The 18726-nt window shown below is 61.4% G+C and carries 15 protein-coding genes; 7 read left to right on the top strand and 8 right to left on the bottom strand.

What is annotated here, in order from left to right; genetic code table 11:
- Positions 1-27 precede the first annotated feature (27 nt).
- The 3 genes from trhO to ACQKEK_RS04495 form a co-directional block, all read right to left on the bottom strand.
- Entirely contained in the window at positions 28-963 is a 936-nt protein-coding gene (trhO, locus tag ACQKEK_RS04505) for an oxygen-dependent tRNA uridine(34) hydroxylase TrhO (RefSeq protein ID WP_499141217.1), read from the bottom strand.
- A 274-nt stretch (positions 964-1237) separates the two neighbouring features.
- Complete coding sequence (locus ACQKEK_RS04500; RefSeq protein ID WP_463307394.1) at positions 1238-1537, bottom strand: BolA family protein; 300 nt, start codon at positions 1535-1537, stop codon at positions 1238-1240.
- Positions 1538-1551: 14 nt separating this feature from the next.
- Entirely contained in the window at positions 1552-2061 is a 510-nt protein-coding gene (locus ACQKEK_RS04495; RefSeq protein ID WP_499141215.1) for a DUF2059 domain-containing protein, read from the bottom strand.
- A gap of 148 nt (positions 2062-2209) precedes the next feature.
- Between ACQKEK_RS04495 and ACQKEK_RS04490 the strand changes: the two genes are divergently transcribed.
- A complete protein-coding gene (locus ACQKEK_RS04490; RefSeq protein ID WP_499141213.1) occupies positions 2210-3601 on the top strand; it encodes a class II fumarate hydratase in 1392 nt (463 codons plus the stop codon).
- Positions 3602-3898: 297 nt separating this feature from the next.
- Here ACQKEK_RS04490 and ACQKEK_RS04485 read toward each other — a convergent pair whose 3' ends face one another.
- Both ACQKEK_RS04485 and pap read right to left on the bottom strand, forming a co-directional pair.
- A complete protein-coding gene (locus ACQKEK_RS04485; RefSeq protein WP_128120578.1) occupies positions 3899-5083 on the bottom strand; it encodes a thiolase family protein in 1185 nt (394 codons plus the stop codon).
- 138 nt (positions 5084-5221) lie between these two features.
- A complete protein-coding gene (gene pap / locus ACQKEK_RS04480; RefSeq protein ID WP_499141211.1) occupies positions 5222-6703 on the bottom strand; it encodes a polyphosphate:AMP phosphotransferase in 1482 nt (493 codons plus the stop codon).
- Between the two features lie 182 nt (positions 6704-6885).
- On the opposite strand from pap, the gene mnmC reads away from it, so the two are divergent.
- Positions 6886-8859 carry a bifunctional tRNA (5-methylaminomethyl-2-thiouridine)(34)-methyltransferase MnmC2/FAD-dependent 5-carboxymethylaminomethyl-2-thiouridine(34) oxidoreductase MnmC1 gene (mnmC, locus tag ACQKEK_RS04475; protein ID WP_499141209.1) on the top strand — a complete coding sequence of 658 codons (1974 nt, stop codon included), beginning with the start codon at positions 6886-6888 and terminating at the stop codon, positions 8857-8859.
- 52 nt (positions 8860-8911) lie between these two features.
- Here mnmC and ACQKEK_RS04470 read toward each other — a convergent pair whose 3' ends face one another.
- A complete protein-coding gene (locus ACQKEK_RS04470; RefSeq protein ID WP_499141207.1) occupies positions 8912-9151 on the bottom strand; it encodes a DUF1127 domain-containing protein in 240 nt (79 codons plus the stop codon).
- Between the two features lie 95 nt (positions 9152-9246).
- On the opposite strand from ACQKEK_RS04470, the gene ACQKEK_RS04465 reads away from it, so the two are divergent.
- Positions 9247-10101, top strand: coding sequence for a LysR substrate-binding domain-containing protein (locus tag ACQKEK_RS04465; protein ID WP_045428240.1), 855 nt, complete (start codon positions 9247-9249; stop codon positions 10099-10101).
- Positions 10102-10129: 28 nt separating this feature from the next.
- On the opposite strand, the gene ACQKEK_RS04460 is transcribed toward ACQKEK_RS04465, so the two are convergent.
- Complete coding sequence (locus ACQKEK_RS04460; protein ID WP_499141205.1) at positions 10130-10603, bottom strand: MarR family winged helix-turn-helix transcriptional regulator; 474 nt, start codon at positions 10601-10603, stop codon at positions 10130-10132.
- Between the two features lie 182 nt (positions 10604-10785).
- The gene (locus ACQKEK_RS04455; RefSeq protein WP_241509164.1) at positions 10786-10944 is read right to left on the bottom strand and encodes a hypothetical protein; all 159 of its coding nucleotides are present in this window, start codon (positions 10942-10944) and stop codon (positions 10786-10788) included.
- On the opposite strand from ACQKEK_RS04455, the gene ACQKEK_RS04450 reads away from it, so the two are divergent.
- The 4 genes from ACQKEK_RS04450 to ACQKEK_RS04435 all read left to right on the top strand — a co-directional run bounded on the left by ACQKEK_RS04450 (position 10873) and on the right by ACQKEK_RS04435 (position 18718).
- Positions 10873-12597: an N-acetylglutaminylglutamine amidotransferase gene (locus tag ACQKEK_RS04450; protein ID WP_499141362.1), complete on the top strand. Its 1725-nt coding sequence runs from the start codon at positions 10873-10875 to the stop codon at positions 12595-12597. The two genes, ACQKEK_RS04455 and ACQKEK_RS04450, sit on opposite strands and share 72 nt — an antisense overlap.
- 83 nt (positions 12598-12680) lie before the next feature.
- Positions 12681-14423 (top strand): N-acetylglutaminylglutamine synthetase, encoded by a 1743-nt coding sequence (ngg, locus tag ACQKEK_RS04445; RefSeq protein WP_499141204.1) that lies wholly within the window; start codon positions 12681-12683, stop codon positions 14421-14423.
- Positions 14424-14565: 142 nt separating this feature from the next.
- A complete protein-coding gene (locus ACQKEK_RS04440; protein ID WP_045428247.1) occupies positions 14566-15765 on the top strand; it encodes an osmoprotectant NAGGN system M42 family peptidase in 1200 nt (399 codons plus the stop codon).
- 187 nt (positions 15766-15952) lie between these two features.
- Positions 15953-18718 carry a hybrid sensor histidine kinase/response regulator gene (locus tag ACQKEK_RS04435; protein WP_499141203.1) on the top strand — a complete coding sequence of 922 codons (2766 nt, stop codon included), beginning with the start codon at positions 15953-15955 and terminating at the stop codon, positions 18716-18718.
- Positions 18719-18726 lie beyond the last annotated feature (8 nt).

The following is an 18726-nucleotide window of genomic DNA, read 5'->3' as shown; positions in this document are numbered from 1 at the left end:
TGTAGCGCGCTTCATGGCTGTACTCGGTTACACACCCGCCTTGCGATAGTTGTAGCCAATGGGGTGTGGCTGGTTGCGCTCGAGCGCCAATTCGATCTGCTTCTGCCGCTCACGCGCACTATGGCGCGTCTTCTCGCTGAGGTTATCCCAGCAGTGGGGGCAGCTGATGCCTGGAGCGTAGTGCTCCGATTGGCGGTCCTCCAGCGAGATCGGTGTACGACAGGCGTGGCATTGGTCGAAGTCGCCCTCGGTGAGGTCATGACGGACGGTCACCCTGTTGTCGAACACGAAACAGTCGCCGCGCCAGCGCGTTTCTTCTTGCGGCACTTGTTCGAGGTATTTCAGGATGCCGCCCTTGAGGTGATAAACCTCCTCGAACCCTTCGCCAAGCATGTAGCTGGAAGCCTTCTCGCAGCGGATACCACCGGTGCAGAACATCGCGACCTTCTTGTGCTTGGCCGGGTCGTAGTGCGCCTTGATGTATTCGGGAAACTCGCGGAAGGATTTGGTTTGCGGGTCGATAGCGCCTTCGAAGGTACCGATGGCCACTTCGTAGTCATTGCGGGTATCGATCAACAGCACTTCCGGATCTTCGATCAGGGCATTCCAATCCTTCGGATCGACATAGGTGCCGACGCGCTGGTTGGGATCGACGCCGGGCACACCCAGGGTGACGATTTCCTTCTTCAGCTTGACCTTGGTGCGGTAGAAGGGCTGCTCGTCGCAGTAGGATTCCTTGTGATCGATATCGGCCAGGCGTGCATCAGTCCCGAACCAGGCGAGCAAGGCATCGATCCCTTCACGGCTACCGGACACGGTGCCGTTGATGCCTTCTTCGGCCAGCAAAAGCGTGCCTTTGATGCCGTTGGCATCGAGGGTTTCGAGCAGGGGTTCACGCAACGCGACGTAGTCCGGCAGAGAGACGAACTTGTACAGCGCCGCAACGACGATCTTCTGGGTCATGCGGGATACTTCCTCCAGTGGTCACCCAACAGGCCGTTGAAAAACTACCTGCGTGGGCAATCCTGCGTTGAAACGACCCTCGGAATGCTCATTTACAAGCGTAAACTCCGCTTCCTCGTGCCGTTTCGCCTTGTCTTGCCTGCCTCGCCTACGTTTTTCAACGGCCTGTCCAAGGGCGGACCGGGAATGCGAAAACGACAACGCCGGCGTGAGCCGGCGCGGTGCGCATTCTAGCAACAAATCTTGATCAGGCCTAAAGCCGCCAGGCAGCTTGTTATTTGTGCCCCCCAGCACAGACCGGCGACGCAGGCGCGACGCCCTGCTCGGCCCACTCTTCCGGGGTGTAGGTGTGCAGTGCCAGGGCGTGAATCTGTTGCATGAGATCGCCCATTGCAGCGTAGGCGCGCTGGTGGCGCTTGACCGCATTCAGGCCGGCGAACTGCTCGCTGACGATCACCGCCTTGTAATGGGTTTCCTGGCCGCGGCTGTGCATGTGGCTTTCGTCCAGCACTTGCAGATGCTGAGGTTGCAGTGCGCTTTGCAGCGTCTGTTCGATGGATTCAAGTTTGGACATCCGGGCGGCTCCGTCTAGGGCTTTTTCTGAGTATCGAGTTCGGCAGTCATCTCTGCCAGCAGCTTGTTGACCTGGGGCACGGCGCTTTGCAGCTTGGCCTGGGTAACCTGCGCCGAACGCGCATTCAGCTCCGGCAGTTTGGTCAGCATCTTCTTGCCAAGCGCCGACTCGTAGAAGTCGTTCAACTGGCTGAGTTCCTGCTCGGTGAAGGTTTCGGTGTAAAGCTTGATCAGGTCCGGCTTGACCTGCTCCCAGCCGATGGCCTTGTCCAACGCAGCATCGGCCTTCGATTGGTAGCGTTCGAGCAGTGCGCGCTTGCTCGCGGGCGCTTGGGTCTGCTCGAAGCGCTCGGCGAACATCTGCTGCACCTGGGCATACACCGGCACAGCGAGCCGATCAGCGTTGACCAGCTCCAGGAAACGCTCGGCCTGGGCCTTATGACCCGAGCTGTCAGCGTTGGCCTGGCCGCTGAGGAGCGCCATCGACAGAACGCTACAAAGGCCGAATGTACGAAGAATGTGCATGAGATGATCCTTGGCGATCGTTAAGTGAGCCTCAATGGACACATTCTGCGCGCGGAGTTCCCGGCGCTCAAGGAACAGCTGCAGGCCAGATTGAACCTGTGCCCACAGCCAGCAACCTAACAGGGATACCTCATCGATGGAGCACGGCATGACACGCACCGAAACCGACAGCCTGGGTCCAGTGGAAGTCCCGGAACAGGCTTACTGGGGCGCCCAGACACAGCGCTCGCTGATCAATTTCGCCATCGGCGACCAGCGCATGCCCCTTGCCGTCTGCCATGCGCTGGCGCTGATCAAGAAAGCCGCGGCGCGAGTCAACGACCGCATAGGCGATCTACCGCCGGACATCGCCCGTCTGATCGAACAGGCCGCCGACGAAATACTCCACGGCCAGCACGACGATCAGTTTCCTCTGGTGGTCTGGCAGACGGGCAGCGGCACCCAGAGCAACATGAACGTCAACGAGGTCATTGCCGGGCGCGCTAATGAACTGGCCGGCGGGGCACGTGGCGGCAAGAGCCCGGTACACCCCAACGACCACGTCAACCGCGCACAGAGCTCCAACGATTGCTTCCCCACCGCCATGCACATCGCCGTTGCGCGAGCAATCCAAGACGATCTGTTGCCTGCCATCGCCGAGCTGTCTGGCGGCATCGCTGAAAAGGCGGCACGCTATGGTCAGCTGGTCAAAACCGGGCGCACCCACATGATGGATGCAACCCCCGTTACCTTCGGCCAGGAGTTGTCGGCCTTCGTGGCCCAGCTGGATATCGCGGAACAGGCGATTCGACATTCCCTGCCCGCCGTTTACGAACTGGCCCAGGGCGGCACCGCAGTGGGCACTGGTCTCAACGCCCCGCATGGCTTCGCCGAAGCGATTGCTGCTGAACTGGCGGCCCTCTCCGGTCTTCCGTTCGTGTCTGCGCCGAACAAGTTTGCCGCCCTTTCCGGCCATGAGCCGCTGGTCGCACTCTCCGGCGCCCTGAAAACACTGGCCACGGCGCTGATGAAAATCGCCAACGACCTGCGCCTGCTCGGCTCGGGCCCGCGCGGGGGTTTCGCCGAAGTGCGTTTGCCAGCCAATGAGCCGGGCAGCTCGATCATGCCAGGCAAGGTCAACCCGACGCAGTGCGAGGCATTGTCCATGCTTGCCTGCCAGGTGATGGGCAACGACGTGACGGTCGGCTTCGCCGCGAGCCAGGGCCATCTACAGCTCAATGTGTTCAAGCCGGTGATCGTGCACAACATGCTCGAATCGATCCGACTGCTGGCCGATGGTTGCCGCAACTTCAACACCCACTGCATCGTCGGCCTCGAACCGGACGCGGCCCGCATGGCCGAGCATCTGGAGCGTGGGCTGATGCTGGTGACAGCACTGAACCCGCACATCGGTTACGACAAGGCGGCCGAGATCGCCAAGAAGGCCTACGCCGAAGGCACTACCTTGCGCGAAGCGGCACTGGCGCTCGGCTATTTGACCGATGAGGAGTTCGACCAGTGGGTGCGACCTGAAACCATGCTGGAGTCCAGCCGCAGCTGATCGGAGGAGAGTTTTTGCTGCTCGTGCCGTGCCATATATCCGGTGGGCTGAAGCCCACCCTACAGGCCAAGTTACGCTCGTAGGGTGGGCTTCAGCCCACCGGAAACTTCATAGCAGAGCAACTCAGTCGTCTCTGGCACATGTCGCACCTTTGCATCACTAGCCTGGAGCCAGACGCAGACCGGATAGCCTGGCGCACGAGCTGAAGCCCAGCCAAGGAGCGACCAAATAATGATCAGGCATGAAAAACCCGCGCCATCTGGCGCGGGTTTCTTTTAGTCGTCCCTGCGAGACTGATCAGCGCACCGCTTCGAACAGCCCAGACGCACCCATGCCGCCGCCAACGCACATGGTCACGACTCCGTAACGCAGATTCCGGCGTTGCAGCTCGCGAACCAGATGGCCCGCGGTACGCGAACCGGTCATGCCGAATGGGTGGCCGATGGAAATCGAGCCGCCATTGACGTTGAACTTCTCATTGTCGATTTCCAGCGTATCGCGGCAATACAGGCACTGCGAGGCGAAGGCCTCGTTGAGCTCCCAGAGGTCGATGTCGCTGACCTGCAGCCCGCGGGCCTTGAGCAGGCGCGGAACCGAAAAGACGGGGCCGATGCCCATTTCTTCCGGCTCGCACCCGGCCACGGTGAATCCGCGGAAGAAGGCCCGTGGCTTGAGGCCGAGCTCGAGTGCCTTGTCCAGGCTCATGACCAAGGTCATCGAGGCGCCATCGGAGAGCTGTGAGGCATTGCCCGCGGTCACCGAGCCATCATCGGCAAACACCGGTTTGAGGCCCGACAGGCTTTCCAGCGTGGTATCCGGGCGGTTGCAGTCGTCACGGTCGACCACGCCTTCATGCTCGGTGCGCTCGCCGGTGTTCTTGTCCTCGGTGAAGTAGCGGACGTTCATCGGCACGATCTCGTCCTGGAACAAACCCTCAGCCTGGGCCCGCGCGGTACGCTGCTGACTCTGCAGGGAATAGGCGTCCTGCTGCTCGCGGGTGACGTTGTAGCGGCGCGCAACCAGCTCGGCGGTCTGGCCCATGCTGTGATACAGCCCAGGAACGCGCTCCTGCAGGACTGGATTGAAGAGGTTGTCGCTGTTGCGGCTCTTGGCCGTCATGGTGATCGACTCGACGCCACCGGCAACGATGATGTCGCTGCAGCCGGACGCGATCTGATTGGCCGCGATGGCGATGGACTGCAAGCCGGACGAGCAGAAGCGATTGAGTGTCATGCCCGCGCACTGGATGCCCAAGTTCGACAGCACCGCCACGTTACGACCGATGTTGTAGCCCTGTGCGCCCTCGTTGGAGCCGGCACCGACGATGCAGTCCTCGACCAGCTTGGGGTCCAGCCCGTTACGCGACAGCAGCGCGTTGACGCAATGAGCCGCCATATCGTCAGGACGGGTCATGTTGAACTTGCCGCGGAAGGACTTGGCCAGGCCGGTCCGTACGCTGTCGACGATCACTACTTCACGCATGGCATACCTCGAATGGTTGGGCGGCCGCTGCGGCGGCCGGCCTGTTGACGATGGACCGAGCATAGTTCCGGCCCTTCACCAAAGGCGACGAACATTCAGCAGGGATATGGCTGGCCATTGTCCGCCGTCCCTTGAAACTCAGCTGATCGCTTCTTCCAGCGCGTCGTTGAGCGTGCGCAATACCTTGACCCGGGCAAAGCGCTTGTCGTTGGCCTCAACCAACGTCCAGGGCGCAATTTCGGTGCTGGTGCGATCGACCATGTCCGCCACGGCATTGCTGTAGTCGTCCCATTTTTCGCGATTGCGCCAGTCTTCCTCGGTGATCTTGAAGCGCTTGTGCGGCGTATCTTCCCGCTCCTTGAAGCGCTCCAGCTGCGTTTGTTTGTCGATGGAGAGCCAGAACTTGACCACCACCACGCCTGCGTCGACCAGCTGTTCCTCGAACTCGTTTATCTCGGTATAGGCCCGCAGCCACTCGTCTGGCGAGCAGAAGCCCTCGACACGTTCAACCAGCACGCGGCCGTACCAGGATCGATCGAAAATGATGAACTGCCCGCGCGCCGGAACGTTGCGCCAGAAGCGCCACAACCAGGGTTGCGCCAGTTCGTCCTCGCTGGGCGCGGCGATTTGTATGGTGCGATACAGCCGCGGATCCAGCGCGCCCGTGACCCGGCGAATGGCGCTGCCCTTGCCCGCTGCGTCGTGGCCCTCGAAGAGGGCAAGTACCCCACGCTTGCGCAACCGCGGATCACGCAGCAGCTGGCTCAGCCTTGCCTGTTCATGCCCCAGCTGTTCCTTGTAATGGTCCTTGCTGAGCGATTGCTGCATATCGAGACTGCCTAGCAGGCTCGCCTGATCGAGCTTCGGCTCGATCGTCGCCGTGTGCGGCTGCGAGAGCGGTTGGTCCGCAGCGTCCAGCGCAGCATTGAGCCCCTCGAGCAGCAACCGGCCGGCGGTCAGGCTGCGGTATCGTTCGTCGCTGCCCTCGATGACGTACCAGGGCGCAAAGTCCCGGCTGCTGCGGCGCAGGATCAATTCACCGTGCTTAACGAACCGGTCGTAGGTTTTCGACTGCTGCCAATCCAGCGGGCTGATGCGCCAGCTATGCAGCGGATCATCCTTTAGCGACTCAAGGCGCTGCAGCATGCGGTCCTTGGACAGGTGAAACCAGAATTTGAAGATCAGTGTGCCCTCAGCACAGAGCATGCGTTCGAAACGCTGAGCACGGTCGATAGCCAGCTCCAGCTCGGCTTTCTTGATGCGCCCATGGACCCGGTCCTCCAGCAACTTGCTGTACCAGTTGCCGAAGAAGATGCCGGTCTGCCCTTTCGGCGGCAGGCGACGCCAGTAACGCCAAGCGGGCGGACGCGAGAGTTCTTCGTCGGTCGGCACATCGAAGCTGTCGACCCGGATTAGCCGCGGGTCCATCCACTCGCTGAGCAGCTTGATCGTTTCGCCTTTTCCGGCACCCTCGATGCCATTAATCAGGATGAGCACTGGAAACCGCGCCTGCTCTCTGAGGCGGTACTGCGCTTGCAGCAACGCTTCACGCAGAACGGGCACTTCTTTGTTGTAGGTGTCCTTGTCGATGGTGTGGCCGATTTCTGCGGACTCGAACATCGTGTACTCCAACAATGGATGCTGTGATGAACCCTAGCAGGCCAAGGTAGCTGCAGTACTGATGCAGCTCCGCCTGTTAGCGCTTGGTGCGCTGGCCTGCGCGCTTACCGATGCGACAAAGCGCGCCCGCAGCAGGTTTCGCGCTGCTGCTAGAATCGCGTTTTTTCCCCCAGGAAACGTCGATGTCCGCCGCGGTCCCAACCGGTTTTGAACATGCCGAGCTCGACTGGGACGAGAACGGCCAACCGCAATCGCGGCGCTATGGCGACGTATATTTTTCTCGTGGCTCAGGCATGGCCGAAACCACCCACGTATTTCTGCAACCCAACCGATTGGCCGAACGTTTCGCCACGCTTCAGGCTGGGGAACGCCTCGTAATTGGCGAAACGGGCTTTGGTACTGGCCTCAGTTTTCTTTGCGCCTGGGCGCTGTTCGAGCGCACAGCGCCTGCCAATAGCGCCCTGCACTTCGTCAGTGTTGAAAAGCATCCACTCACGCGCGACGACCTGCAGCGAGCGCTGACGTTGTGGCCCGAGCTGCAGCTGCAGGCGCGCCAGTTGCTGGATCAGTATGTGGCGATCAATCCGGGATTCCAGCAGTTTCGTTTCGGCCAGGTGACGCTGACGCTATTGGTAGGCGATGCACTCGACCGGCTGAAAGAACTGGATGCCCAGGTTGACGCCTGGTTTCTCGATGGTTTCGCACCGCCGAAGAACCCGGACATGTGGCAGCCCGAGCTATTTGAGCAGGTGGCGCGGCTATCCGCCCCGGGCGCCACGCTGGCGACCTTCAGCAGCGCCGGCAGTGTGCGACGAGCCCTCAAGGAGGCGGGCTTTGAGATCAAGCGGATACCGGGCTTCGGCCAGAAGTGGGAAAACCTCCAGGGCCACCTTGCCGCATCGCCAAAAGCCTTGGAGAGCCCGTGGTTCGCGCGCCCGTCGCATCAACCAACGCAGCGCAAGGCACTGGTCATCGGCGCAGGTCTGGCGGGTTGCGCCAGCGCCGCCAGCCTGGCGGCGCGCGGCTGGCAGGTGACACTGCTGGAGCGGCATGACGACGTCGCCCAAGAGGGTTCCGGCAATCCACAGGGTGTGCTCTATCTGAAGCTGTCAGCGCACGGCACCGCGCTTTCGCAGCTTGTCGCCAGTGGCTTTGGCTACACCCGTCGGTTGTTGCAGAACCTGCAGCAAGGCCAGGACTGGGATGCCTGTGGCGTGCTGCAGCTCGCCTTCGACCACAAGGAAAGCGCCCGCCAAGCAGCACTGTCCGATGCCTTTCCGCCCAGTCTGCTGCGCGCGGTGCAGCGCGAAGAAGCTGAGCAGCTGGCGGGCGTTGCGCTGGGCCATGGCGGGCTGTTCTATCCGGACGCGGGTTGGGCGCACCCGCCAGCGCTGTGTCGCTGGCTGATCGCGCACCCCGCCATCGAGCTGCTTCGCCACCGGCACCCGGTCGAGCTGCGTCGCGCCGGCGAGCAGTGGCAGGCGTTGATCGGCGACGAGCTGCTAGCCGAGGCGCCGGTAGTGATTCTGGCTGGCGCCTCCGACGCTGCGCGGTTCAGCCAAAGTGCCTGGCTGCCGCTCAAGCGAATCCGCGGGCAGATCACCGCCCTGCCGGTGACCGAACAAAGCAGCGCGTTGCGCACCGTGCTCTGCGCCAAGGGCTACGTCGCCCCGCCCCGTGAGGGTCAGCACACGTTAGGGGCGAGCTTCAATTTCGCCGAAACCGACCCGGCTCCGAGCGCAGCGGAACACCATTCCAACCTGGGGATGCTCGCGGAGATTTCCGCTGATCTGCATCAGCGCCTCGAGGCCGACACCGTCGATATCGATCAACTGCATGGACGCGTCGCGTTCCGCTGCACCAGCCCCGACTATCTACCCATCATCGGCGCGCTGGCCGATCCAGCACGCTTCGCCGAAGCCTATGCCGTGCTGGCGAAGGATGCTAGGCAAGTGCCTGATACGCCCTGCCCTTGGCTTGATGGGCTGTACGTCAATACCGCACACGGCTCGCGCGGCCTGATCACCGCGCCACTGTCGGGCGAGCTGCTCGCCGCGTGGCTGAATGACGAACCGCTGCCCGTACCGCGCGCCATCGCCGAAGCCTGCCACCCCAATCGATTCCTGCTGCGCAAGCTCATTCGACGGATTGACTGAGCGTCTCATCGAGCGCCTGCCTATTCGAGCCTCGTGGCCAAGCTGCCAAGCGTTAGCCTCGGCGAAACGGCTCATCCCAAAATGGCCGGGTGATTTCGGTTTCGATATCGGCCCGGCTCAAACCGATGTCCTTGAGCATCTCGTCACTTAGCGAGGCCAGTTGCTGGCGCTGGCGATACAGCGCGTGCCAGCAACCGAACCGCTGCCAGGCCGCACGCAGCCACCGTCCGAGCGAGAAATGGGGCGCTCCGCTCCGGGCGCAAGATTGAACAAACTCAGCATGGCTTTTCATCGGGTACACCTCCGAGTGGATGGCGCCAGTGTCCCGCCGGGCTTATGATCAATCCAACGAATGTTTATGATGATGTCCATCTCGGAGATTGATGAATGGCCAACTACCCGAGTATCGATGCCGAGCTGCTGCGCAGCTTTGTGGCAATTGCCGATCACGGCGGCTTCACCCGTGCTGCGGAAGCCGTCAATCGCACGCAGTCGGCAATCAGCATGCAGATGAAGCGGCTTGAAGAGGATGTGCTGCAGCGTTCGGTCTTCGAGCGCGACGGGCGCCAGGTCAAGCTCACCGCAGAGGGCCAGATCCTGCTCGGTTACGCGCGAAGAATTCTCAAGCTGCACGGCGAGGTGCTGACCACCTTGCGTGAGCCGCACATGGTCGGCTCGGTGCGCATCGGCACTCCAGACGATTATGTGATGCGATTCCTACCGGGCATCCTGTCGCGCTTCGCTCAGGCCTATCCGCTGGTGCAGGTGGAGGTGCATTGCGAACCGTCTTACCAGCTGCTGCAGCGACGCGACCTGGATCTGTCCATCGTCACCCGCGAGCCAGGTACCGAGATCGGACAGCTGCTGCGGCGCGAACGCTTCGTCTGGGCCGAAGCGCCGGGCTTCAACACCCATGAACAACGGCCCATGCCACTGGCCATGTTCAATACCGATTGCTTCTGCCGGGCATGGGCCTGCAACGCACTCGACAGCCTGGACGTTCCCTACCGGGTTGCCTATACCAGCCCGAGCCTCTCAGCGCTGATGGCCGTGGTTAACGCAGGGCTCGCAGTGACCGCGCAGCTGCAGAGCCTGGTCACGGCCGACATGCGCTTGCTGGGCGAAGCCGAGGGCATGCCGGAGCTGCCCTTGAGCAGCATTGTCCTGCTGCGCAACGAACGTAGTCAGTCGCAAGTCAGCGAAACACTGGCCGAGCATATCGTCGAAGGCTTTCGCCTATAGCAGACGGCAGGCTCAGCCGGGCTGCTGACTATTCCTTCGAACCACATATCGAGGCGGCGCGAAGCAGCGCCGCAGTGATTCCATGCTGCTCCCATTCCGGCAACGCGGCGAAACGTGCAACGAACTCCGGCGGCAGCAAAGACGGGGCCTGTTGCTGCAGTGCACGACCCTCTTCAGTCAAATGCAACCATTGGCGGCGGCGGTCCTGATCATCGCGCTGGCGCGACAGCAGCCCGCGTTCGGCGAGCCGGTCGAGCTGCCCGGATAGGGTTGCAGGCGTGAGGCTGACGCGCTTGCTCAGCGCACTGGCCGTGAGCTGTCGCTCGCTCGCAAGCACTTGCAGAATCATTAGCTGCACCGGGCTCAGTCCACCGTAACGTGCGAGCCGCTTGGCATGCATTTCGGCGTCCTGCTGCAACCGGCGCAGAGCCTGAAACAGCGACAGTTCAAGGCTGCTCTCCGACTTTTCGATAGTTTCAGCTCGAATATTTTCTTCGTTCATAAACAACATAATCAGCTGGGCCACAGTTTGACATGAAAGCACTGTCTTTGTTTCCCTGTAAAACCTGACTGACGCAGCAGGGCGCGGTTCAGCCTGCGGGGGACGCACCTGAACGATCACCGCAGCTGGCGAGCCAGAGCGGTATACGCTGGTCTGAAAACCTGAACTTCGCGATCCCAGCATCAGTCACACTCCCCAACGGCAACACCGGTAAGGATCTTATGTGCGGCATAGCTGGCGAACTTCGCTTCGATAATCAACCGGCCGATCTGGCCGCGGTTGAACGCATCACTCAATCCCTGACTGCTCGAGGCCCAGACGCCTGTGGCTTCAACAGCCAAGGCCCTCTCGCGCTCGGTCATCGACGCTTGAAAATCATGGACCTGTGCGAGGCCTCGGGTCAGCCAATGGTCGACTCGGCACTCGGTTTGTCGATGGTGTTCAACGGCGCCATCTACAACTATCCGGAATTGCGCGCCGAGCTCGAGGCGCTGGGCTATCGCTTCTTCTCCGAGGGTGACACTGAAGTGTTGCTCAAGGGCTTTCATGCCTGGGGCGAAGCCTTATTGCCGCGCCTCAACGGCATGTTCGCCTTCGCCATCTGGCAGCGCGACGTACAGGAACTGTTCATCGCCCGTGATCGCCTCGGCATCAAGCCGCTCTATCTGTCACGCACTGGCGAGCGCCTGCGCTTTGCCTCGACGCTCCCGGCGTTGCTCAAGGGCGGTGACATCGCTGGTGTACTGAACCCGGTGGCACTGAACCACTATATGAGCTTCCATGCTGTGGTGCCGGCGCCGGACACTCTGATTGCCGGCATCGAGAAACTGCCTCCCGCCACCTTCATGCGTATTGATGCCAACGGCAAGACCAGCCAACACCGCTGGTGGACGCTGGAGTTCGGGGCGTCAGAAGAGGAGCAAGGCTACAGCTTCGAAGACTGGCAGGAGCGCACCCTGACAACCTTGCGCGAGTCAGTCGCCTTGCGCCATCGGGCAGCGGTCGACGTGGGCGTCCTGCTGTCCGGTGGCGTCGACTCCAGCTTACTGGTCGGTCTGCTTCGCGAAGCAGGCGCTGCGGATAACTTGCAGACCTTCTCCATCGGCTTTCAGGATGCCGGCGGCGAGCGTGGCGACGAATTCAAGTATTCGGATCTGATTGCGCAGCATTACGGGACGCGCCATCACCAGCTGCGGATTCAGGAGAAGGAAATCCTCGAACAGCTGCCTGCTGCCTTTCGCGCGATGAGCGAACCGATGGTCAGCCACGACTGCATCGCCTTCTACCTGCTCTCACGGGAAGTGTCCAAGCACTGCAAGGTGGTTCAGAGCGGTCAAGGTGCCGATGAGCTGTTCGCTGGCTATCACTGGTATCCGCAGGTGGACGGTGCCGAGGACCCTGTCGAGGCTTATCTCAACGCCTTTCGCGACCGCAGCTTCGAGGAGTACGCCGACACCGTGCAGCAGCAGTGGGTCAAGGGCGACTTCTCCGGTGATTTCGTTCGTCAGCACTTCGCTCAGCCGGGCGCCGATGCGGCCGTCGACAAGGCCCTGCGAATCGACAGTACGGTGATGCTGGTCGACGACCCGGTCAAGCGCGTCGACAACATGACCATGGCCTGGGGCCTCGAGGCACGGGTGCCGTTTCTCGATCACAACGTGGCCGAGCTTTCCGCACGAATTCCTGCGAAGTACAAGCTGCCCGATGGCGGCAAGTATGTGCTCAAGGAAGCTGCGCGCAAGGTTATCCCGGCCGCGGTTATTGACCGCCCCAAGGGCTATTTTCCGGTGCCGGGCCTCAAGCATCTGCAGGGTGACACGCTGAACTGGGTGCGCGAGCTACTGACGGACCCGAGCCAGGATCGCGGGCTGTACAACCCGGCAATGCTGGACAAGCTGTTCAACGACCCTGAGGGCCAACTGACGCCCCTGCGCGGCTCGAAATTGTGGCAGCTGGCAGCGGTCAATCTATGGTTGAGCGAACAAGGCCTCTAAGAACCCGATCATGACGGCACGGCGCCAAGGCCAGTTGATACGACAAACGCCGTGACGTCTTGACAAGCTCCAAGGAACGTACCATGCAGAAGTCTCAAGCCTATGGACAGCGGCTGTTACGCGGCCAGACACCGACCTACGAGCGCCTGCAGCAACGACTCGCGGAGGATGGCCAGGCGGAACGTCAGTCGCCTGTAACTCTGCACTGTGGCTGGGGCCGCATCCTGATCGGCCATACCTATTCCGACCCTGAAAAGCTCGCTGCCGACCTGCTCCATGAACAGGCCGGGGAGCGGGACATTGCGCTGTACGTTGCCGCGCCGCACCAAGTGCTCGCCTATGCGCCGCAGCAGCTGTTCCTTGACCCCTCGGACACCTCTCGCATCTGGTTCACCGATTACCGCCCGGCCCGCCGCAGCTTCCGCGGTTTCGGCATTCGGCGCGCCCAGAGTGAGGAGGACTGGAAGGCGATCAATAGCCTGTACCAGTCGCGCCATATGCTGCCCGTCAACCCGGAGCTGTGCACTCCACGAGAGCAAGGTGGTCCGGTTTATTGGCTGGCCGAGGACGACGACTCCGGCCAGATCATTGGCAGTGTCATGGGCATCAATCACCACAAGGCTTTCAACGATCCGGAGAACGGCTCCAGCCTTTGGTGTCTGGCGGTCGCGCCAACCTGCACCCGCCCTGGCGTCGGCGAAGCGCTGGTTCGCCATTTGATTGAACACTACATGGGGCGCGGGCTGGCCTACCTCGATTTGTCGGTGCTGCACGACAACAAGCAGGCCAAGGCGCTCTACGCCAAACTCGGTTTCCGTGACCTGCAGACCTTCACGGTCAAACGCAAGAACACCTTCAACCAGCCCTTGTTTCTAGGGCCTGGCCCGGAAGCCGAGCTGAACCCCTATGCCAAGATCATCGTCGACGAGGCACGGCGCCGCGGCATCGAAATCACCATCGACGACACCGAAGCGGGCCTGTTCACGCTGACCCAGGGCGGCCGAAAGGTTCGCTGCCGCGAATCATTGTCGGACCTCACCTCAGCGGTGAGCATGACGTTGTGCCAGGACAAGAGCCTGACGCACCGCACCCTCGCCCGCGCTGGGCTCAAATTGCCAGCGCAGCAGCTCGCAGGGACTCCGGAGGATAACGAGGCGTTTCTGGAAAAGCATGGCAGTGTCGTGGTCAAACCGCTCGATGGCGAACAGGGCCACGGGGTCTCGGTCGATCTGCGTAGCCCGGTGGACGTGGAAGAAGCGATTACCCGAGCACGCCACTTCGATCAACGCGTCTTGCTCGAAAGCTTCCATCCCGGCCTTGATCTACGCATCGTGGTGATCGGCTATGAGGTGGTCGCTGCGGCAATTCGACGTCCGGCTGAAGTGGTTGGCGACGGCAGCCACTCCATCCAAGAACTGATCGAAACCCAGAGTCGCCGTCGCCAGGCCGCGACGGGTGGCGAAAGCAAAATCCCGATGGATGAGGAAACCCATCGGTGCATCAGTGAAGCCGGCTTCGATTATGACAGCGTGCTGCCACGTGGCCAGCATTTGACGGTTCGTCGTACGGCCAATCTGCATACTGGCGGCACGCTCGACGATGTAACCGATCAGTTGCACCCCGTGCTGATCGACGCTGCCGTCCGCGCGGCCCGTGCGCTGGATATCCCGGTGGTTGGTCTCGATCTGTTAGTGCCGGCGGCTGACCAGCCTGAGTACGTTTTCATCGAAGCGAATGAGCGAGTCGGCCTGGCCAATCATCATCCGCAGCCGACCGCCGAACGCTTCGTCGACCTGCTCTTTCCACTCAGCTACGGCACCCATTAGCGGGGCAACCAGGCCGTTGATGGCCTGGCTCCGGCACCCTCAGGTGCCGGAATGGCCCAGCCGCCTCGCTTGCGGCACTACCGCAGCTCAACTTCACTCACCTGAATGGCGGCAGCCCGTTTTTCGCCGCTAAGGAATGATCATGACTGCCAAGCTTCCAGAACCAGACCTCAACTACCTGCAGCGTGTGCTGCTGGAAATGCTCGCCATTCCCAGCCCCACCGGCTTCACCGACACCATTGTTCGCTACGTGGCGGAGCGGCTAAAAGAGCTTGGCATTCCTTTCGAGCTGACCCGTCGCGGGACCATCCGCGCCACACTCAAGGGCCGTCGGTACAGCCCGGATCGAGCCATCGCCGCACACCTGGATACCATTGGCGCCAGCGTCCGGGAGATCCAGGACAATGGCCGACTTGGCTTGTCCCCGGTGGGCTGCTGGTCGAGTCGTTTCGCCGAAGGCAGCCGCGTCAGCGTGTTCACCGACACCGGCGTGGTCCGGGGCAGCGTGCTGCCGCTTCTGGCCTCGGGACATGCATTCAATACAGCGGTCGACGAGATGCCGATTAGCTGGAACCACGTCGAGCTGCGCCTGGACGGGTACACCGCGGGCCGCGCCGACACGCTTGCGCTAGGAATCAATGTGGGCGATTTCGTCGCGTTCGACCCGATGCCCGAGTTTACCGACAGCGGGTACATCAGCTCCCGCCATCTGGACGACAAGGCGGGAGTGGCAGCCTTGCTGGCGTCGCTCAAAGCCGTGGTTGAAAGCGGCCGTGAGCCTCCGATCGACTGCCATCCGCTGTTTACCATTACCGAGGAAACCGGTTCTGGTGCAGCCGGCGCCCTGCCCTGGGATGTCAGCGAGTTCGTCGGCATCGACATCGCGCCGACGGCCAAGGGACAGGAATCCAGCGAGCATGCGGTCACCGTAGCCATGCAGGATTCAGGCGGGCCTTATGATTTCCACCTGTCGCGGCACCTGCTGAAACTGGCGGAAGCCAATGAGGTGCCGGTGCGTCGCGATCTGTTCCGCTATTACCACAGCGATGCGCAGTCGGCGATTGCAGCCGGTCACGACATCCGCACCGCTTTGCTGGCCTTTGGTTGCGACGCGACGCATGGCTATGAGCGCACCCACATCGACAGCCTGGCAGCCATGAGCCGCTTGATTTCAGCCTACTTGCTGAGCCCACCGGTCTTCACCAGTGACGCCCATACGAGCAAAGACTCACTGGAAAACTTCAGCCATCAACTCGAACACGTGACCCAAATGGAGAACGACACGCGCGTGCCGGCAGTCGATTCGATCTTCGACAAACAAACCGATGATTCGTCCGGTTGATGGCCACGTTTCATGATGCGCCGCCAACTTGAGGCATTTGCCGATTGCGGGGCGGCGCTGATCCGGGCAAAGTCGCAAACCTCTGAAATATATGGATGCTTGGCCAGTCAGGCATGAATCGAAGGAATTTGTCCTTCGCGCGACTGGAAACTGCGTTTTGCGAGTTTGCACGCCTTGGGTCAATAACATGCTGCCGCGTCTTTTTCTGGCCGTCTTCCTATTCTGTCTGACCGCTCAGGCATCGGCCTTTGAGCCCGTGCCTGTGGATTCACAGCATTTTCGCCAAGCACTGGGCAGCTCAAGTTACTTTCTGAGAGACCCTGCCGCCGAACTGAGCGTGGCCGAGGTGTTCGCGCTACCCGAGAAAACCTTCGAGCCAGTGTCAGGCCTACACCCCAATAAGGGGAAGAACGATTCGGTCTGGTGGTTCCGTGTCGAGCTGGACAACCAACTCCACAACCCTCTCGGCGGCTTCGTCGAAATCAACTACCCGCTGCTTGACGATATCCAGCTGTATCTCCGTCACCCGGACGGTCGTATCAGCCGACAGCACTCGGGAGACAACCATCCGTTCAGTGAGCGCTCGGTCAGGGTCAGCAACTTCTTGTTTCCTGTAGAGCTCGCGCCCGGCACCTCGACCTTGCTGTTGCGTGTGCAAAGCACCAGCACCCTGTACGTCCCACTGTATTTCAGCACCTACGCAGCTAACGCCGAAGCAACCGAAGACTCGATGGGCTTGGCTGGGGCCTTCTATGGCGTGCTGTTTGCGATGTTCTGCTACAACTTCTTCCTGTTCCTCTCGCTGCGTGAGCCAGCGTATTTCTGGTATCTGATCTACAACCTCAACGTGGGCCTGTTCGCACTCAGCTTCGATGGCTTGCTGGTCAAATGGCTGAACGATGCAGGCGGCGTCGTCGCGTTGGGCATCTATGCGTTGATGCTCAGCCATTGCCTGGTGTCGGTCCAATTCAGCCGCCATTTTCTGCATACCCGCGAGTACTTCCCGCGCCTGGACTTCGCCCTGCGTGTGGCGCTGATCCTGTCGATGGGTGCGCTGCTGTCCGGATTCGTTCTGGAAACGCAGGTCTGGAGCGTGCTCGCCAGTGTGATGGTCATCGGCTCTTCGATCGGTCTGTTGCTGACCGGCGCTTTCGTTTGGAGCCGCGGCGTGCGCTATGGCCTTTATTACACGCTGGCCTGGGGCGTCCTGCTGGCGACGTTCGTTATCGTCACAGCCGGTTCGCTGGGCTTCAACCTGTTGGGCCTGTATGGCGCGTCGATTGTCAAAGTTGGCATCGCCTTCGAGTTGATCACCCTGTCGATCGGGCTCGCCGACCGTATCAACCTGCTTAAGGAAGAAGGCTTCCGTTCGCGCCAGGCAGCCGAGCGGGCAGAAAGCGAGAACCAGGCAAAAAGTCGCTTTCTGGCGAAAATGAGCCACGAGATCCGCACGCCATTGAATGGCGTATTGGGCATGCTGCAATTGCTGCGTGAAACCCCGCTGGATCGTAACCAGCGCTTCTACCTCGATACGGTGGCCAGCTCCAGCAACTCGCTGATGACGGTCATTAACGACATCCTCGATTACGCACGGATCGGCGCCGGCAAACTGGTCTTGGAGGACATCGAGTTTGACCTGGAGGCGCTGGCCTCCGAAACCATCAGCCTGTTCACGGCCCAAGCGCTGCAGAAGCAGCTGAATCTGCATCTCAGCCTTGCGCCCGGCGTGCCACGCCGTCTTCGCGGAGACCCGACCCGTCTCAAGCAAGTGCTGATGAACCTGCTGAGCAATTCGTTGAAGTTCACCGAGCAGGGTTGCGTGGTGCTGCAGGTCGTCTGTCAGGGGCCGGAGGGCGGCCGCAGCCTGGTCTTTTCGATCACCGACAGCGGCATCGGCATGCGCGCCGAGGTACTGGCCCAGCTGTTCGAGTCCTTCGCACAAGGTGATTCCAGTACAACCCGACGCTACGGTGGCAGCGGCCTGGGCTTGGTCATCAGCAAGGAACTGGTGGAAATGATGGGCGGCCAGATCGAAGTGCAGAGCACGCCTGGCCAGGGCAGCCAATTCAGCTTCGACATTCCGCTGCGGGAGGCGAGCGATAACTCTGATCCACTCACAACCTTGCTCGAAGGCCGAACCGCCGTGATCGCGTCTCGGGATATCTGTGCACTGGATGCGATGGGCAATCTGCTCCACCGTTGGGGCATGCGAATCGTCCGTTGCGAAGAGCCGCAACGACTGCGCCGCTACCTCGACGATCAGGCTTCCGCCCCGCTGCTGGTGATAATGGCACCCTGGCCTGGCAAACCACAGGCATGGCTCAACGCGGTGGCCGACCAGCTCGAACCGAATCAACGCGTCATGCTGCTCTACCCGCCACAAAGCGAGCCCTCACCTGCGTCGTCATCGTTGCACCTGGCAAGCCTGCCGTTGCCCCTGCTGCTCGACCCCTTGCGCGAAGCACTGCATCGTCTCTATCAGGGAACCCGAACGCCTAATGGCACTGCGATGGTAGCCGCCGACAACCTGACAGGCCGCAAGCCGCTCATCCTAGTAGTCGAGGACAACCCGGTCAGCCAGATGGTCGTGTCCAGCCTGCTGCGCAAACGCGGCTATGAGGTCATGGTTGCTGAAAACGGGCACAGGGCAGTCAGTGCATACAGCGACAACCCGGCCGCTGTGCAGCTGATTTTGATGGACTGCGAGATGCCGGAAATGGACGGATTCGAGGCCAGCCGACAGATCCGCCGACTCGAAGCACAATTGCAGCTGCGACCCGTGCCGATCATCGCACTGACCGCCCATGTGCTCGAGGAGCATCGCCGCGCTGGCAGCGAGGCCGGAATGGACGATTTCATTGGCAAGCCATTGGACAGCGAGCAGCTGTATGCTTACCTGGATCGGTTCCTCAACGCGCCGATCAGCGAACCTGACCTGCACCATCCCACTTGATCCGACGC

Origin of the sequence: Pseudomonas sp. NPDC077408 (genome assembly GCF_050269105.1) — a bacterium.
In the GTDB taxonomy this organism is placed as follows: Bacteria; Pseudomonadota; Gammaproteobacteria; order Pseudomonadales; family Pseudomonadaceae; genus Stutzerimonas.
The sequence above is the reverse complement of the archived record's forward strand: the minus strand, read 5'-3'. Positions and strand labels throughout refer to the sequence as shown.

Excerpts from the sequence above, each read along its gene's own strand:
- trhO (WP_499141217.1), bottom strand. The coding sequence starts at position 963 with ATGACCCAGAAGATCGTCGTTGCGGCGCTGTACAAGTTCGTCTCTCTG.
- ACQKEK_RS04500 (WP_463307394.1), bottom strand. The coding sequence starts at position 1,537 with ATGTCCAAACTTGAATCCATCGAACAGACGCTGCAAAGCGCACTGCAA.
- ACQKEK_RS04495 (WP_499141215.1), bottom strand. The coding sequence starts at position 2,061 with ATGCACATTCTTCGTACATTCGGCCTTTGTAGCGTTCTGTCGATGGCG.
- ACQKEK_RS04490 (WP_499141213.1), top strand. The coding sequence starts at position 2,210 with ATGACACGCACCGAAACCGACAGCCTGGGTCCAGTGGAAGTCCCGGAA.
- ACQKEK_RS04485 (WP_128120578.1), bottom strand. The coding sequence starts at position 5,083 with ATGCGTGAAGTAGTGATCGTCGACAGCGTACGGACCGGCCTGGCCAAG.
- pap (WP_499141211.1), bottom strand. The coding sequence starts at position 6,703 with ATGTTCGAGTCCGCAGAAATCGGCCACACCATCGACAAGGACACCTAC.
- mnmC (WP_499141209.1), top strand. The coding sequence starts at position 6,886 with ATGTCCGCCGCGGTCCCAACCGGTTTTGAACATGCCGAGCTCGACTGG.
- ACQKEK_RS04470 (WP_499141207.1), bottom strand. The coding sequence starts at position 9,151 with ATGAAAAGCCATGCTGAGTTTGTTCAATCTTGCGCCCGGAGCGGAGCG.
- ACQKEK_RS04465 (WP_045428240.1), top strand. The coding sequence starts at position 9,247 with ATGGCCAACTACCCGAGTATCGATGCCGAGCTGCTGCGCAGCTTTGTG.
- ACQKEK_RS04460 (WP_499141205.1), bottom strand. The coding sequence starts at position 10,603 with ATGAACGAAGAAAATATTCGAGCTGAAACTATCGAAAAGTCGGAGAGC.
- ngg (WP_499141204.1), top strand. The coding sequence starts at position 12,681 with ATGCAGAAGTCTCAAGCCTATGGACAGCGGCTGTTACGCGGCCAGACA.
- ACQKEK_RS04440 (WP_045428247.1), top strand. The coding sequence starts at position 14,566 with ATGACTGCCAAGCTTCCAGAACCAGACCTCAACTACCTGCAGCGTGTG.
- ACQKEK_RS04435 (WP_499141203.1), top strand. The coding sequence starts at position 15,953 with ATGCTGCCGCGTCTTTTTCTGGCCGTCTTCCTATTCTGTCTGACCGCT.